General features: G+C 43.1%; 15 protein-coding genes. 12 read left to right on the plus strand and 3 right to left on the minus strand.

Annotation, left to right across the window (positions count from 1 at the left end):
- Window positions 1-94 precede the first annotated feature (94 nt).
- Entirely contained in the window at window positions 95-1561 is a 1467-nt protein-coding gene (locus L4C33_RS03400) for a dihydrolipoyl dehydrogenase (protein ID WP_428811045.1), read from the minus strand.
- A 250-nt stretch (window positions 1562-1811) separates the two neighbouring features.
- Window positions 1812-2540: a glutathione peroxidase gene (locus tag L4C33_RS03405; RefSeq protein ID WP_428811046.1), complete on the minus strand. Its 729-nt coding sequence runs from the start codon at window positions 2538-2540 to the stop codon at window positions 1812-1814.
- A gap of 203 nt (window positions 2541-2743) precedes the next feature.
- Here L4C33_RS03405 and oxyR point away from each other — a divergent pair, with 203 nt between their 5' ends.
- Window positions 2744-3637, plus strand: a complete 894-nt coding sequence (oxyR, locus tag L4C33_RS03410; protein ID WP_428811047.1) for a DNA-binding transcriptional regulator OxyR — start codon at window positions 2744-2746, stop codon at window positions 3635-3637.
- A gap of 107 nt (window positions 3638-3744) precedes the next feature.
- Here oxyR and L4C33_RS03415 read toward each other — a convergent pair whose 3' ends face one another.
- Complete coding sequence (locus L4C33_RS03415) at window positions 3745-6291, minus strand: penicillin-binding protein 1A (RefSeq protein WP_428811048.1); 2547 nt, start codon at window positions 6289-6291, stop codon at window positions 3745-3747.
- Window positions 6292-6446: 155 nt separating this feature from the next.
- On the opposite strand from L4C33_RS03415, the gene pilM reads away from it, so the two are divergent.
- From pilM to L4C33_RS03470, 11 genes are all read left to right on the plus strand, one after another.
- A complete protein-coding gene (pilM, locus tag L4C33_RS03420; protein ID WP_428811049.1) occupies window positions 6447-7472 on the plus strand; it encodes a type IV pilus assembly protein PilM in 1026 nt (341 codons plus the stop codon).
- On the plus strand, window positions 7456-8073 hold the full coding sequence (locus L4C33_RS03425; protein WP_428811050.1) for a PilN domain-containing protein: 618 nt from the start codon (window positions 7456-7458) through the stop codon (window positions 8071-8073). The genes pilM and L4C33_RS03425 overlap by 17 nt, the downstream gene beginning before the upstream one ends.
- Entirely contained in the window at window positions 8066-8659 is a 594-nt protein-coding gene (locus L4C33_RS03430; RefSeq protein WP_428811051.1) for a type IV pilus inner membrane component PilO, read from the plus strand. Before L4C33_RS03425 ends, L4C33_RS03430 begins: the two co-directional genes overlap by 8 nt.
- Window positions 8646-9164, plus strand: coding sequence for a pilus assembly protein PilP (locus L4C33_RS03435; RefSeq protein WP_428811052.1), 519 nt, complete (start codon window positions 8646-8648; stop codon window positions 9162-9164). Before L4C33_RS03430 ends, L4C33_RS03435 begins: the two co-directional genes overlap by 14 nt.
- Window positions 9165-9221: 57 nt before the next feature.
- Window positions 9222-10934, plus strand: a complete 1713-nt coding sequence (locus L4C33_RS03440; RefSeq protein ID WP_428811053.1) for a type IV pilus secretin PilQ — start codon at window positions 9222-9224, stop codon at window positions 10932-10934.
- 176 nt (window positions 10935-11110) lie between these two features.
- Window positions 11111-11629 carry a shikimate kinase AroK gene (aroK, locus tag L4C33_RS03445; protein WP_428811054.1) on the plus strand — a complete coding sequence of 173 codons (519 nt, stop codon included), beginning with the start codon at window positions 11111-11113 and terminating at the stop codon, window positions 11627-11629.
- A gap of 23 nt (window positions 11630-11652) precedes the next feature.
- Window positions 11653-12741 carry a 3-dehydroquinate synthase gene (gene aroB / locus L4C33_RS03450; protein ID WP_428811055.1) on the plus strand — a complete coding sequence of 363 codons (1089 nt, stop codon included), beginning with the start codon at window positions 11653-11655 and terminating at the stop codon, window positions 12739-12741.
- A 92-nt stretch (window positions 12742-12833) separates the two neighbouring features.
- Window positions 12834-14369, plus strand: coding sequence for an AAA family ATPase (locus tag L4C33_RS03455; protein ID WP_428811056.1), 1536 nt, complete (start codon window positions 12834-12836; stop codon window positions 14367-14369).
- 167 nt (window positions 14370-14536) lie between these two features.
- Entirely contained in the window at window positions 14537-15370 is an 834-nt protein-coding gene (locus L4C33_RS03460) for a Dam family site-specific DNA-(adenine-N6)-methyltransferase (protein ID WP_428811057.1), read from the plus strand.
- Window positions 15371-15626: 256 nt separating this feature from the next.
- A complete protein-coding gene (gene rpe / locus L4C33_RS03465; RefSeq protein ID WP_428811058.1) occupies window positions 15627-16301 on the plus strand; it encodes a ribulose-phosphate 3-epimerase in 675 nt (224 codons plus the stop codon).
- Between the two features lie 76 nt (window positions 16302-16377).
- The gene (locus L4C33_RS03470; RefSeq protein WP_428811059.1) at window positions 16378-17064 is read left to right on the plus strand and encodes a phosphoglycolate phosphatase; all 687 of its coding nucleotides are present in this window, start codon (window positions 16378-16380) and stop codon (window positions 17062-17064) included.
- Window positions 17065-17202 lie beyond the last annotated feature (138 nt).

A 17202-nucleotide genomic window follows, 5' to 3' on the forward strand; every position in this document is an offset into this window, starting at 1 on the left:
TCTGGAATGACGCGTTTAGCCAAAAATAAAAAGGAAAGCCAATGGCTTTCCTTTTTAGTATCTAAATTTTGTTACTTCTCTTTATGACCTGAGATTAACAACCTGGACCACAATCTAGACAGTGTTTCACCATCTCTGGACCTAGGTGCAGTTTCGCATTCAGGTCACGTAGTGCAGTTCGTACACCTTCTTCGATTACTGGGTGATAGAACGGCATATCTAGCATTTCAGAAACCGTCATCTTGTTTTGGTGTGCCCATGCTAACAAGTGCGCCAAGTGTTCTGCGTTTGGTCCCATCATTTCAGCACCAAGGAAGCGACCTGTACCTTGCTCGCCGTAAACGTGCAGAATGCCTTTGTTGCGTAGCATCACTCGTGAGCGGCCTTGGTTCTCGAAAGACACTTCACCCGTTGCGAAACAACCACATGTACCTAAGCGGGTAGTGATCTCTTTGTAAGTTTCACCAACCATCGCAATTTGCGGGTCAGAGAAAACCGCTGAGATTTTAGAGCGGCGTAGGCCTGCACGGATCTCAGGGAAGCGACCTGCGTTGTCACCAGCAATACGTGCTTGGTCTGCTGCTTCATGCAATAGCGGCAGTTGGTTACTTGCGTCACCAGCAATAAATACTGATGGTAGTGACGTTTGTAGCGTGTAGTGGTCTGCAACTGGAACACCACGCTCATCTAGTTGTAGAGAGGTATTTTCTAGACCAAGTTTATCCGTATTTGGGCGGCGACCTGTTGCTGCTAATACATACTCAACGATGTTAGTTTCAAGTTCACCTTGCTTGTTGATGAACTGAATTTCAACACGAGCCTCACCTGACTCTGTAGTAATACGCTTCATGCTTTCGATTTTTACGTCGGCATCTAGATAGAACTCTTCATTGAAAGCTTTATCAGCATAAGCCATGATCTCTGGGTCTGTTACTGGACCAACTTGACCACCTAAACCGAACAGTTTTGTTTTTACGCCTAAGCGGTGTAATGACTGCCCTAGCTCCAGGCCGATAACACCAGGGCCAAATACGGCAACCGACTCTGGTAAATCATCCCAGCTGAATACGTCATCGTTAATGATTAAGCGGTCACCAAGTTCGTTCCAAACTTCTGGATAAGCAGGGCGAGAACCTGTAGCAATAACAATGCGCTTTGCCGTGATAACAGTATGGTCATCTACCTGTAGGGTATTGTCGTCTAAGAATTTTGCATAACCAGAGATTTTGTCTTGTTCTGAAATTTCATCCACACCTTCTAAAACAAAACCAACAAAACGGTCACGTTCAAACTTAACTCGTTCCATTACTTCACGACCGTTAATTACAGTCCCACCTTGTGGGTGAATACCGAATGCGGGTGCTTTTTCGATTTGGTGTACGCTTTCTGCTGCAGCGATCAACAACTTAGAAGGCATACAACCGACACGAGCACAGGTAGTGCCGTATGGGCCACCTTCTATCATCACGACACTGTCAGTGTGTGCTTTTGCAGCGCGGTATGAACCTAAACCTGCCGTACCGCCCCCGATAACTGCTACATCTACATTGACTTGTTTCATAATAATATTCTCGTAATGGCTAAATTTAATGTGAACGAATCCCTCCGACTCTTTTGATTATTTAAATGAGTCAGGATAGTCGGGCCGTTTTGTGGTTTTCTATTATTAGGTTTAGTTTGATGTTCGCTAGAAATGAACTTACAAACTTAATTAGTTGATTTTTTATTTAGCTAACCCACAGAGCGGTGGGTTAGCTGATATTGCTATAGAGAGTTATGCGTAGCTAGTTGTTAACTAAGCAACTCACCACTTAAGCTAGGAAAGCTTCTAGTTCTTCGCTACCACCGATGTGCTTACCACCGATGAAAACTTGAGGAACTGTCGTACGACCAGAGATAGCACGTAAGCTTACTGTTGTTGCATCTTTACCTAGTACCACTTCTTCGTAGTTTAGGCCTTTGTCGATTAGGTTCTGTTTCGCTTTCATACAGAAAGGGCAGCCAGGCTTAGTAAATACTGTGATTGACTCTTGCTCTTTATGCTCAGGAGCAATGTAGTTAAGCATAGTATCAGCATCAGAAACCTTGAACGGGTCGCCTGCTACATCTTCTTCGATGAACATTTTCTCTACCACGCCGTTTTTAACCAGCATGCTGTAGCGCCATGAACGTTTGCCAAAACCAATGTCGTTTTTCTCAACTAGCATGCCCATGCCGTCTGTGAAGTCGCCGTTACCATCTGGAATGAATGTGATGTTTTCAGCTTCTTGGTCCGCTTTCCAAGCGTTCATTACGAACGTATCGTTTACAGAAACACACAAGATGTCATCAACGCCGTTTTCTTTGAATACTGAGTACAGCTCGTTGTAACGTGGTAGGTGGCTTGAAGAACATGTTGGAGTAAACGCACCTGGTAGGCTGAATACGATAACTGTCTTGTCTTTGAATAGCTCATCTGTTGTTACATTAACCCATGCGTCACCTTGGCGAGTTGGGAAAGTAACTTGAGGGATTGATTGACCTTCTTTAGATGCGAACATAATGGTTTCCTTTAATATAATTTTAAATTTGGTTCTTTTAGAGCTTACTGCTTTTCGCTGCTCTGTTTCGTTTCGTTGAGCCCATTATTAGATAATTCCTTTGATAGATCTAATCGTTTGATGTTATGGTTTTGATAGGTAAATTCTATCAAAGAGGCGTTGTCGTAAAATGTCTCTACGAAAATATAGAGAAGAGATTGCTCATGAACATTCGTGATTTTGAATATTTGGTGGCTTTGGCGGAGCACAAACATTTTAGAAAAGCGGCGGAAGCATGCTTTGTCAGTCAACCCACGTTAAGTGGCCAGATCCGTAAACTGGAAGATGAAGTGGGATTGCAGTTAACTGAGCGCAGCCCGCGTAAAGTGATTTTCACAGAATCAGGATTGCAGTTAGTTGAGCAGGCAAAACGCATATTGGCAGAAGTGAAGACTTTTAAAGAGATGGCAAGTGGTCATGGCTCTTCAATGACGGGGCCAATGCATATTGGTTTTATCCCGACTGTCGGCCCGTACATTCTTCCTAGAATCATTCCTCACCTTAAAGAGAGCTTTCCTGACTTAGAGCTCTACCTACATGAAGCTCAAACACACCAACTGGTGAGCCAGCTTGAAGATGGCAAACTTGACTGCCTAGTGTTAGCTGCAGTTGATGAGACTTCTTCGTTTAAAGAGATTGACGTATACGATGAGCCGTTAAGTGTAGCAGTGCCTTGTGATCATGAATGGGCAGAGCAAGACACCATTGATATGTTGCAGCTAAATGGACAGACGGTATTAGCGCTTGGTGATGGCCACTGTTTACGAGATCAAGCATTAGGTTTTTGTTTCGCTGCCGGAGCTAAAGATGATGAACGCTTTAAAGCGACCAGCTTAGAAACCCTGCGTAATATGGTTGCAGCAGGGGCTGGGATCACTCTGTTACCAGAACTTTCGTTGCCGGTAGAAAAGAAGAAAGATGGCGTTTGTTATTTGCCTGCCGTTAACCCAACGCCTTCACGCCGCATTGTGGTGGCTTACCGACCTGGCTCCCCACTTAAAGCGCGCTTTGAGCAGTTAGCTGACGCAATTAAGCAGCAACTTGAATCATGTAAGTAGCTAAGTGTGAGTGTGTGGTGATTGGCTTGATGTTATAGCCATAAAAAAGGTTGATGCCGTTAAAGCATCAACCTTTTTAAATTTAAGATCATGAAAGCGCTATCTGTTTAGAACAGCTCTTCACTTTCTCCGGAATTAGATGTCGAGTAAATATCGTCATTCAGTGTTTCAGTAACAAACTGAGTTGGCTCCGTGCCTTTCAAGAAGTACTCAAACATTGATGAGCCATCAAACTTATTGGTCAATAAGCCAGTTTCACGGTCGATACGTACACGAACAATGTCTTCCGGAAGCTGTTTACGTTGAGCGGGTACATCAGCTAACGCAAGTCCCATAAAATCGACCCAAGCAGGTTCTGCTGTTTTCGCTCCAGCTTCAGCTCCTGAGATCTGATTTTTTCCTAAGTTCTTGTTCGCTTTAGTACGACCTAGTGTACGAGTATGATCATCGAAACCAACCCAAACCGTCGCCACTACACCAGGGCCATAACCACTGTACCAAGTATCTTTTGAGTCATTGGTTGTTCCGGTTTTTCCGCCGATATCACGACGTTTAAGTGGTTGTGCTCGCCAGCCTGTACCATTCCAACCAGTGCCTTCTCTCCAGTTACCACCACCCCAAATGTTACTGTACATCATCTCACGTACAAGGAAGGCGGTTTGCTCAGTAATGACTTGTGGTGCGTATTCGGTATCAACGTCTTGCTCTGCAAATTCACCAACCAGCTCATTAGTCACACTGTTATCGGCAGAATTTGTTTGGCAGTCTCTCTGGCAAATCTCTTTTGGAGATGCTTCATATTCAAGCTCACCAAAAGGCGTTTCAATGTGGTCGATGTAAAAAGGTTCTACATAGTAACCACCATTGGCAAACACTGAGTAACCTTGTGCCACTTTCATCGGCGTTAAACTACCAGCACCAAGTGCAATTGTTTCTGAACGAGGAACTTCATCAATATCGAACCCGAAACGAGTCAGATATTGACGGGTATCATCTAAACCAACCTCACGCAGCACACGCACAGCCATTACGTTTTTCGATTGAGCTAAGCCAATACGTAAACGAGTAGGGCCGACGTAAGTCGGTGGTGAGTTCTTTGGTCTCCACGCGGTGCCTTGGCTTTTATCCCATTGGTTGATAGGTGCATCGTTAATCAGGGAAGCAAGAGTTAAACCTTTATCAATTGCCGCAGAGTAGATGAAGGGCTTAATACCAGAACCTACTTGGCGAATAGATTGAGTCGCACGGTTAAATTTGTTGTGGACGAAGTTAAAGCCGCCAACAAGAGATAATATAGAACCGTTTTCAGGGTTCATTGCAACAAATGCAGTGTTCGCATTTGGTACTTGGCTAAGTCGCCATACTAGTGACTCTTGTGTCTCTTCTTCAGTGGCTTTCTGTTCACTTTCAACTTGTACACTACGAACCCAAACCTGTTCACCTGCCGCGAGAATATCTTTGGCACGTTGAGGTTCAGGTCCTTGGCGTTCATCGGTTAGGAACTTGCGAGCCCAATTCATGCCAGCCCAATCAATCGTGACAAAGCCTTGGTTCTTAACCCAAACGGTAGCCGATTTAGCTTCAACCTTAGTCACAACCGCAGGAATTAACTGGCCATAGGTTGGTTGTGATTTCAGGTGCTTGACGATTTCGTCTTGAGCCCAACTTGTTGACTCTGCCTGCCAAAGTATTTTTTCTGAACCACGGTAACCGTGGCGTTCATCGTAAGACAGTAGGTTATTGATTGCGGCTGTATTCGCAGCCTCTTGAAGCTTTGAATCAACCGTAGTGTAAACTTTCATACCCGATGTATACGCATCTTCGCCGTATTCTTTTACCATCCAAGCTCGTGCAATTTCTGCAACGTACGGAGCGCTTAGTTCTATTTCTGCACCATGGTACTTAGACACTAGCTCTTCAGCGCGTGCTTCGTCGTATTCAGCTTGCGTAATGTACTTTTCATCAAGCATACGCATTAGCACAACATTACGACGATGAGTGGCTCTTGTTACCGAGTAAATCGGATTCATCGTTGATGGTGCTTTTGGCATGCCCGCCAGTGTTGCCTGCTCACTTAGCGTTAGATCTTGTAGCTCTTTGCCAAAATAAACTCGCGCTGCTGCACCGAAACCATAAGAACGGTGGCCTAAGAAAATCTTGTTTACATATAGCTCCATAATTTCTTCTTTACTAAGAAGCTGCTCGATATGAATAGCAATAAAGATCTCTTTGATTTTTCGCATGATCTTCTTTTCATTCGATAAGAAGAAGTTTCTAGCAAGCTGCTGAGTAATTGTACTCGCACCTTGTTTTGCTGAACCAGACATTGCGACAACCAAAGCGGCACGGGTGATACCGATAGGATCTATGCCTGGGTGATCGTAGAAACGACTGTCTTCTGTCGCAATCAGAGCTTCAATTAAATGCTGTGGAATATCTTCATATTTCACAGGGTTACGACGTTTTTCACCAAATTGAGAAATCAGTTTTCCGTCTTTACTGAATACCTGCATTGGTGTTTGGAGCTCGACATCGCGAAGAGTCGCAACATCGGGTAGCTCTGGTTTTACATAATAATAAAACCCAAAAATTGTACTGACTCCAAGAATCATGCAAATCAATGAGAATATGAACAATCGCTTTATGAACTTCACCGGATAATCCCTGATTAGTTAAGGCTGTTAGGCTGTAAACCCTTGTACTCTAGGCTAAAAAATCAGCTTTCGTTTATTAACGCTTATTTAACCAATAATCACAACCTTTTAAAACAAAGCGCAATAGAAACGAGGCATTTCAGGAGCTAGGTTACATGGGGTCATCATTAGTTACGGGTATAGATATAGGCAGCCACAGTATCAAAGCCGTGGTGCTCAAGCCAATTGGCGAGATGTATGCGCTCGTAGGCTACAAAGAGTTAGCCATTCCAGCCGACATTTTCACTGATAACCATACCTTGGAGTATCAGAAAATTGTAAAGAAACTCAAAGAACTTAGAAAGGGTCTACCGATGTTTAGCCGAAAAGTGGCTATTTCAGTCCCAGATAACGCGGTTATTAGCAAGGTATTGCAGATAGACAGTGATCTAGAGTCCCGAGAAAAAGAGTTCGCCATTCATCAAACCTTTGCCTTGCAATCGCCTTTTCCTATCGAAGACCTGAGTTTAGATTTTGTTGAAATGGAAGAAAAACGTTTCGGTAAGAGTGCAACCACGAGCTATCAAGTGTACGCCACGCGTAAAGATGTCGTTGAAAGTCGCTCCGAAGCTCTGATTAAAGCGGGTTTTAAACCGGTAGTCGTCGATATTCAGGCTCATGGTTTACTCAATGTTTGGCAAATGGCCTCGCGTTCTAACCCTGATAAGCGGCACTGGCTATTAGTGGATGTTGGTATCAATCAAACATCATTGGGGACAATTCCTCACAACCGAGCGCCTTTCTACAAAGATATTGCTTACGGCATTAACAATATTAATGGCGATGAGAGCCTAGAGCCTATGTCAAACCTACTGGGCTCGGAGCAAGAAACCCAAAGGTTTAACTATGAGTTAATAGAACGTCTCAAGCGTCAGCTTCAATTATATCTTTCGATTAATTCAGCAGAGCCTATTGCTGGTGTGTGGATGATGGGAGCTGGAGCAAGCACACCTATGCTTGCTGAGGAAATTGAAAGGCAGTTAAAAATCCCATGTGAATTGCTAAACCCTCTTACTTTATTTGAAAGCAAGATCAGTAAAAAGCGTAGTCACACTGTTGATTGGCAAAGCTTTGGTATTGCGGCTGGCCTTGCGATCAGTGGCTTGCAGTGGGAGGCGTCATCTCATGTTGCATCAAATTAATTTATTGCCATGGCGAGATGAAATTCGCGCTCAGCACAAACGTCGCTTTCTTAGTTTATTGATCCTTGGAGTACTCATCGCCGTGGGCGCGCAGTGGAGTGTGGGGTTTTATTTCAAACAGCAGCATGGTGAACAGAGCGCCCGATTAAGTTACCTGGAGCAGTACATAGTGCAGCTCGATCAACAGATTAATTCTCTAGAAATGGCTAAGAAAGAACACCAAGCGATATTAACGCGCTTAGCTGTGGTTGAAGATCTGCAAAATGGTAGAAATAAAACCACAGATTTTATGAACCTGATGCCGAGCATGATCCCTGAGGGGGTCTACGTAGATAAAATTAAAATGAACGGTCTGGAATTAGAGGTTTCAGGTATCAGTGACAGCACTGCAAGGCTTGCGACAATGCTCGATAATTTGGAGCGCTCAGATTTGCTTATGGATGTTGAAATGCACTCAATTATCCATAACCGTAAGCGTTTTAATAAAGAATTTCAAACGTTCAAAGTCTCATTCAAAGTCAAACCACTATCCCTTAGTTTTAATTCCAAGAATAGCCTGACCGCCATTTACCTTAATGAACAAGGGGGAAGCCATGGCTAGTCTTCAAGATCTCGATATTGATGAAATTACTGAATGGCCGTTACTTCCACAGCTGTTGGTGGTTTTTCTATTGATGTTGGTTATTCAGGGCTTTGGTGCCTGGTTTTATCTAATGCCTCAACAAGAAGAATTAGACCGTCTTAAGCAGCAAGAGCAAACCTTAAAAAGTACCTTACGAATCAAAGCCAACAAGGTTGCAGCTTTACCAAAGCTGAAAAGCCAACTTAATGAACTTACTAGCCGTTATGACTACTTGTTACAACAGCTTCCCGTTCAGAAAGAACTCGCAAGCATGTTAGCTGCCGTGAATGAACTTGGGCTAGATAACCAACTTACGTTCACTCGAATTGATTGGGGTGAAAAACAGAATAAAGAGTTCCTATATCGTTTGCCTCTCAATATTGAACTGACTGGGGACTTTCATGATATCGGAGACTTCTCTGCTGCGATTGCCAAACTGCCCCGAATTATCAGTTTTGATGATGTGTATTGGCAGCGAGTAAGCCAAGAGAGCAGTACGTTGCACTTTAGAGTTCGAGCTTATACCTATCAATTCAAGCCGGAGGTGCAAGATGAAGCTAAGTAACTCCATGGTGACGATTTTCAGTTTGTTAGTGCTAGTTGGCTGCAAAGCGAATACCGATTCTCTCCCTGACTTCGTTTCGGCAGTGGAAGAAAAAGCACGTAAAGATGTAGCGCAATTAGCTCCGTCTATTGAATTTGTTGCGGCTCAGTATCAGCAACGTCAGCAGCGAGGTCCTTTTGTTTTACCTAAAGAAGCGATAGTGAAGGACCAACCGATAGTGAAAAAAGATTGCTGGCAACCAAGCTCGCGTAGAAAAAATGGAAAACTTGAAAAGTATCCATTGAGCAAACTTCGGCTAAAAGGTGTTATGGGGAGTGGCGGAGCAATTGCGGGCTTAGTTCAGACGCCACTAGGCAGTGTGGTGAAAGTTAAAAGCGGTCAGTTTATTGGACTGAATAACGGCAAGGTAACCAAAGTGACGAACCAATATGTATTGATAAACGAAACCTTACCAGATGGCTTAGGTTGTTGGCATAAACGGAATGTAAAGCTCGCTCTGAAGTAACCAGTTAGTCCATGAGTGGATTGAGATGTAATTATGATTAAAGGAATAACAGTACCCATGAATAAGGTTTTTCAGAGCGTTGCGCTCATCTTCACCTTACTTTTCTCTGCACTAATTTATGCAGAAACAGAATCTAATAACGAACTTAAAAGTATCGATTTTAGATTAGATAAAGACAAAAATGCAGTGATCATCATCGAACTCGCCAGTAGTTCTGCTGTTGTTGATGTTCAACGGGTTCAGGAAGGTTTAAGTATTGAATTACTGAGCACGACTGTGACTGATGAAAAATTGTATCTCTTAGACGTAAAAGATTTTTCGACGGTAGTGGAGAATATAGAAGTATTTCGTAAGGAGCCGAGTACTAACTTACTCGTCTCTATCAGTGAAAATTACCACTATGAATACTCACTTAAAGAACGTTTTATCAAAGTAGTTATTAGCCAACCAAAACAAGAAGAAGTCGTTAAAGAACAAAGTATTTTAGAAAAAGAAGGCAAGCTAATTTCAATTAACTTCCAGGACATCCCTGTTCGAAATGTGTTGCAGCTGATTGCCGATTACAACAGCTTTAATTTAGTCGTTTCTGATTCAGTTGTAGGTAATCTGACACTTCGTTTAGATGGTGTTCCTTGGCAGCAAGTTCTCGATATTATTCTACAAGTCAAAGGGTTGGATAAACGTGTCGACGGAAATGTGATTCTAGTTGCGCCCAAAGCTGAGCTTGATCTACGCGAGCAGCAAGCACTAGAGAAACTTCGTTTAGAAGAAGAACTAGGTGAACTAAAGTCTGAAATTGTTAAAATCCACTTTGCCAAAGCCTCTGATATCGCTGAAATGATTGGGGGGGAAGGCACTGTAAGTATGCTGTCGGAACGCGGTTCTATCACCATTGATGAGCGAACCAATTCACTTCTTCTACGTGAGTTACCTGAGAATATTGAAGTGATCCGGGGCATTGTTGAATCATTGGATATTCCAGTGAAGCAGGTGCAAATTGAAGCGCGTATCGTCACTGTGAACGAAGGTAACTTAGATGAACTTGGCGTTCGTTGGGGCTTTTCGTCGACAAATGGTAGTCATACGGCTGGTGGTTCTATTGAAAGTAATTTGGCGGCTGTCGGATTATACGATGCTGAAGGCGGCGATGGGAGTGATGGCGGAAGTTCGACTATTGATGACTTCTTGAATGTGAATCTGGCCGCGACGTCGCCTAATGCTTCAAGTATCGCATTCCAAGTGGCGAAGTTAGGTTCAGATACACTATTAGATTTAGAACTGTCGGCACTACAGCGTGAATCAAAAGCAGAGATTATCTCAAGCCCTCGTTTGATTACGACCAATAAAAAACCTGCCTATATCGAACAAGGTACAGAAATACCATATTTGGAATCGTCTTCCAGTGGCGCAACCTCTGTCGCATTTAAGAAAGCTGTGCTCAGCCTTAAGGTTACCCCTCAAATCACCCCTGACAACCGTTTGGTGCTGGATTTGAGCGTAACTCAAGATAGACCAGGTCAGGTTGTTAAGACCGGAACGGGGGAAGCCATTGCTATTGATACTCAGCGCATTGGTACTCAAGTGCTCGTAAATAACGGTGAAACCGTGGTTTTAGGTGGTATTTTTCAGCATAGTGTAACCAATAGTGTCGAGAAGGTTCCTCTGCTCGGAGACCTGCCATTACTGGGTGCATTGTTCCGTCGCAGCTATGAAAATGTGGGCAAAAGTGAACTACTTATTTTTGTTACACCGAAAGTTGTGATTCAGTAAGGTACAAATAGTTCGAAAATAAAGTTGCATTAGTGGCACCTAACCTTGATAATTTCGGGTCTTATCACGAATTATCTGTGAGGAATCGGTGCCACGGGCCTTTTAATTTCAGTACTAGTACTGACCTACCTTGTGGCGATGTCATTGAATTAACGTTGTAAATTACTGCTAAAAACATGGCTGAGAAACGCAATATTTTTCTTGTTGGCCCAATGGGCGCCGGCAAAAGTACAATTGGTAGACACCTAGCTTCCCAACTTCATATGGAGTTTTTAGACTCTGACACTGTGATCGAAGAGCGCACTGGCGCAGACATCGCATGGGTATTTGATGTTGAAGGAGAAGAAGGTTTCCGTAAACGCGAAGAATCTGTAATCAATGATCTGACAGAAGAACAGGGTATCGTTCTTGCGACAGGTGGTGGTTCAGTAATGAGCAAGGAAAACCGTAATCGTCTATCCGCACGAGGCATCGTTGTTTATCTAGAAACTACGATTGAAAAGCAACTTGCTCGCACTAACCGCGACAAGAAACGCCCTCTACTTCAAACAGACAACCCGCGTGACGTGCTAGAAGATCTAGCTGTGTCTCGCAACGCACTATACGAAGAAGTTTCGGACTACACAGTTCGAACTGATGACCAAAGTGCAAAAGTGGTAGCCAATCAGATCGTAAAAATGCTAGAAGAACGTTAAGTTCATTTTTAGGAGAGCAAACCATGGAACGGATTACGGTCAATCTAGCTGAGCGTAGCTACCCAATATCTATAGGCGCCGGGTTATTCGAAAACCCGGCGTACCTTTCTTTCTTATCAGCAAAACAGAAAGTCGTTGTTATCAGTAATGTAACAGTGGCGCCTTTGTATGCGGATAAGATTATGTCTTTGTTGAAGACAGTTGGTTGCCAAGCTTCTTTATTGGAGTTGCCTGATGGTGAGCAATATAAAAACCTAGATACATTTAACTCAGTAATGAGCTTCTTCCTTGAAGGTAACTACAACCGTGATGTGGTTGTGATTGCGTTAGGTGGTGGCGTTATTGGCGATCTTGTAGGTTTTTCTGCGGCTTGCTACCAGCGTGGTATCGACTTTATTCAAATTCCAACGACATTACTGTCACAAGTTGACTCTTCTGTTGGTGGTAAAACAGCAGTCAATCATCCTCTTGGTAAGAATATGATTGGTGCATTTTATCAACCTAAATCGGTCATCATTGACACCAACTGCTTATCAACGCTTCCTGAGCGTGAATTTGCAGCAGGCGTTGCTGAGGTTATCAAATATGGCATCATTTACGATGACGCTTTCTTTGTTTGGCTAGAAGAGAACTTAGATAAACTTTATCAACTTGATGAACAAACACTGATTACTGCAATTGCTCGTTGTTGTGCAATTAAGGCTGAAGTGGTTGCTCTTGACGAAAAAGAGTCAGGAATCAGAGCGTTATTGAACCTAGGTCATACATTTGGTCATGCGATTGAAGCTGAACTAGGCTATGGTAATTGGCTACATGGTGAAGCTGTGTCTTCAGGTACTGTAATGGCTGCTAAAACAGCCCAATTGCAGGGACTGATTTCTCAGCAGCAGCTTGAGCGAATTATTTCTATACTCAAGAATGCGAAACTGCCAGTTCATACGCCAGAAAGTATGTCTTTTGAAGACTTCATGAAACACATGATGCGCGATAAAAAAGTGCTATCTGGTCAGTTACGTTTAGTATTACCAACTGGTATTGGTACCGCTGAAGTCGTCGCTGATGTGCCTCAAGATATTATCAAGCAGGCTATCGATTTCTGCCGTACTCTTTAACTATGGTACTTGAGCTGCTTAAGTGATGAACTGAAGCAGCTTATTGAGTTTACTGATCATTTATCAGTAGGGATATCGAATGAGTTTGGCTCATGAATGAATCACGATTTTTAGAGTTAGAAACCCAAGTTGAGTTGCTTGAGCGCTTACAGCTTTTGACTAACTTTGGCTCAAATTTCATTACCGTAGCTGGTAAAGACGGCTCTGGTAAGTCTTGGCTAGCGCAACGCTATTTAGAAGAATGGGCGTCTGAGAAAAACCAATGCTTGCTGCTATGTCACCCTAATCAAGACGATCTTCAGCGTCGTTCGACCATCCTTAATCAAATCGTTTCTTCTCCACTTTTCAATCAACAAGACTCTTTATCTGATAGCTTAGAGCGCTTACTCGATGGTGAACCATGTGATGTGGTGATCGTAGTGGATGATGCGCACCAGTTAACGGAAGTTTTAGTTTCTGAACTGTGGATGCTTGTGCTTGATGCCAATACAAGACCTGAATGGACTATCAACGTTGTATTGTTCTCTGCACAAGGAAATCTAGACTCCCTATTGACGCGTTTGAGCTATGGGCAAGAACACAAGCCTGTTGATCTGGAAATCGAAGACCTCACTAATATTGAAGCACTACACTTTTTTGAATCGTTAGTTATTCGCTATGTGGAAGACGATGCCGAAAAACGTGTGCGTGCAGCATTTAAAAAAGCAGCTCCGACTCCTGGAGAGTTGATGGCGCTTGGAGAACTTAAAGTGGAAAAAAGGATTATTATTCGCTCAATCATTGGTTCCCCAACGACGATTGCTCTACTAATTACCTTACTATTGGTAACGATTGGTGGTGGTTACTGGTGGATGCTCAGTCAACCAACACCTGAAGACAAAGCTCAAGCCTTAATTACTCCTATTGAGCAAACCGCTATTCCAACTTTTGAATCGACAGAGAGCGACTCCGAGTCTACGGATATGGTTGATGCGAATAGTCAGGATGATGACTTTACATTAGACCCTAGCTATAAAGGCGCGGAAGATGATTCATCATCATTACCGCCAGCTGTTATGGATGAAACGGCGAGTGTAGGTACTGTTGATCAAGATCAGCAGAGAGTGGTGATTACATCGGATGTCGTCGACGCATTACTCGAAGATAAACCTAAGGCAGTCGATACCAGCGCGATTGATGCCGCGGTAGCTGAAAACACAACATCGGTACCTGCAACTAGTGCTACAGAAACGAAACCGAATGAAAGTGAAACTTCTGAACAAACTGCCGTTACACCACCAGTTGTAGAACCTGCGGTAGAAGTTCAACCAAACACGACTATCACTTTCTCGTTCGCACGAGATGAATTAAAAGCGCTATCCCCAAGAGGTTATACATTACAACTTGGTGCTTTGAATTCCCTAGAGGATGTTCAGTCGTTCATTGAAAAATATCAGATCGAAAATGAAGCGCGTATTTACCCAACGATTCGTAACGGCTCTGAATGGTTTATTGTGACTTACCGTAATTACCCTACGATTCAAGTCGCTCGTGATGCGGTAAAAGACCTACCAGAAGCGCTACGTGGTTTAGGCCCTTGGGCTAAATCTTTGAATCAGGTACACCGAGAAATTGATCGAGTTCAGTAGTGAAATGACGAGATAAATAGCCCTTCGTCGAGATAGCACCTGAAAGTTCGTAAAAAATCGTAAAACCTCGCGATAATTAGGGAAGCTCAGTCAGAAATAACTGAGCTTCGTTTAAAAATATGTTACATTCCGCAGCCTTAATTTTTGGTTGATAGACAGAGCAGTAAATGAAAAAGCAGCGTGCCTTTCTAAAATGGGCTGGTGGTAAATATGGCCTAGTTGAAGAGATCCAACGTCACCTGCCACCTGCTCGAAAGTTAGTCGAGCCTTTTGTTGGCGCTGGTTCCGTATTTTTGAATACCGACTATGACCAATATCTGCTTGCAGATATCAATCCAGACTTGATTAACCTCTATAATCTTCTGAAAACAGATCCAGAAACTTATATCACTGAATCTAAGCGTTGGTTTTGCGCCGAGAACAATCGTAAAGAAGTTTACCTCGATGTTCGCGCACAATTTAACGCTACCGATAATGTGATGTATCGTTCTCTCGCTTTCCTATACATGAACCGATTTGGTTTTAATGGTTTATGCCGTTATAACAAGAAAGGCGGATTCAACGTTCCCTTTGGTTCATATAAAAAGCCTTACTTTCCAGAAGCTGAACTAGAGTTCTTTTCTGAAAAAGCACAGAAAGCGACGTTTGTTTGCGAAGGGTATGTCGAAACGTTCAGACGTGCTCGTAAAGGTTGTGTAGTTTATTGCGATCCACCTTATGCTCCGTTATCAAACACCGCTAATTTTACCTCGTATGCAGGCAACGGCTTTTCTCTTGATGATCAGGCTGCTTTGGCGGATGTTGCAGAGAAAGCTGCAATGGAGCGAGATATTCCAGTGCTCATTTCTAACCATGATACAACGCTGACTCGTCGCTTATATCATGGTGCCGACTTAAACGTGGTTAAAGTGAAGCGAACTATCAGCCGTAATGGCGCTGGCCGTAACAAGGTTGATGAACTGCTGGCTTTATTCCACTCGGAAAAAAATACTCAATCATAAAAAATCGGGCTTTGGAGTTGGTGTCGTTTATTCAGTTACGACACACAAAATGGATAGCCCGTTCTCACTTCTTTTGATCTACCGTTTTCCACTAAGCTCTCTCGTCGCTTAGCTAACATTTCTTCAACTTATCTTTCGTAGCCCTAGGATCTCTGAGGTGGCTTAGGTAGAATTGCGCCCATATAAGTTCATTGTGTTTTTTATACACAGTGAATGAGAGCTTTGTCGCTATTTACTCACTCTTAAGAGGTCAGGTATGAAAGATTTTCTAATCGCTCCATCTATTTTGTCTGCAGATTTTGCTCGTCTTGGTGAAGATGTTGAAAGAGTACTGGCAGATGGTGCTGATGTTGTGCACTTTGATGTGATGGATAACCATTACGTACCTAACCTGACTTTTGGTGCGCCGATCTGTAAAGCTTTACGTGATTACGGTATTACAGCACCTATCGATGTTCACCTAATGGTGAAGCCTGTTGATAACATCGTGCCTGAGTTTGCAAAAGCGGGTGCATCTATGATTACTTTCCATGTTGAAGCCTCTGAGCACGTAGACCGTACTTTGCAGTTGATTAAAGAACACGGCTGTAAAGCGGGTGTAGTTCTAAACCCTGCGACTCCGTTGTCTTGCCTTGATTACATCATGGATAAAGTCGATATGATCCTACTTATGTCGGTTAACCCAGGCTTTGGCGGTCAATCTTTCATTCCTCATACATTGGATAAGTTACGTGCAGTACGTAAGTTGATTGATGAATCTGGTCGCGATATTCGTTTAGAGATTGATGGTGGGGTTAAGGTTGATAATATTCGTGAAATCGCGGAAGCGGGTGCGGATATGTTTGTAGCGGGTTCAGCTATTTTTAACCAACCAAACTACAAAGAAGTTATCGACGAAATGCGTGCAGAGCTTGCAAAAGTAAACGCATAATCGTAGAAATACAGATAGATTTAATATTAAGGGGCACTTTGCCCCTTTTTTAATACGTAATTTAGTAGGAAGAAAGATGTCGTTAAGCTCAATAAAACTGATTGCCTTCGATTTGGATGGAACCTTGCTAGACAGTGTGCCTGATTTAGCTGTCGCTGCGGATCAAGCGTGTCAGGAACTTGGTTTCCCTTCTGTTACTGAGGAACAAGTACGTGATTATGTGGGCAATGGTGCTGACGTATTGATTGGCCGTTCTCTGAGTCGTAACCTTATTGTTGACCCAAGCCTTGAATCAGAACTGTTAAAAAAAGCACGTATTCTGTTTGATGATTTCTACGAACAGGGCGGCCACAAGCTGAGCCACCTATACCCATCGGTAAAAGAAACACTAGCAGAACTCGATAAAGCCGGCTTCACAATGGCGTTGGTGACCAACAAGCCATCGAAGTTCGTTCCCGATGTTCTAGCACAACATGGTATTGATAAATACTTCGTTGATGTGATTGGCGGTGACTCATTCCCAGAGAAAAAACCTAACCCAATGGCGTTAAACTGGCTGCTTGAAAAGCACAATGTTAAAGCGAGTGAAATGCTGATGGTTGGTGATTCAAGTAACGATATTAAAGCTGCGCAGAATGCGGGTTGTCACTCGTTTGGCCTAACTTACGGTTACAACCATGGTGAGCCAATCTCTGTATCAAATCCTGATTATGTCGCGGATAACATCGCTCAATTACTAGAAGTTGTTCTTGTTTCAGCATAAAGCTCAGAAAACTTACTGAAAGCCTCTAGTAATATACTCGCCAATGAGTACACTGCTTAAACCGTGTTGATAAATTCGACACGGTTTTTTTAATCAAATTTTTATGAAGTCAAAGGAATCATAAGCATGAGCAAACCC

Source organism: Vibrio makurazakiensis, from assembly GCF_050337375.1.
GTDB lineage: Bacteria > Pseudomonadota > Gammaproteobacteria > Enterobacterales > Vibrionaceae > Vibrio > Vibrio makurazakiensis.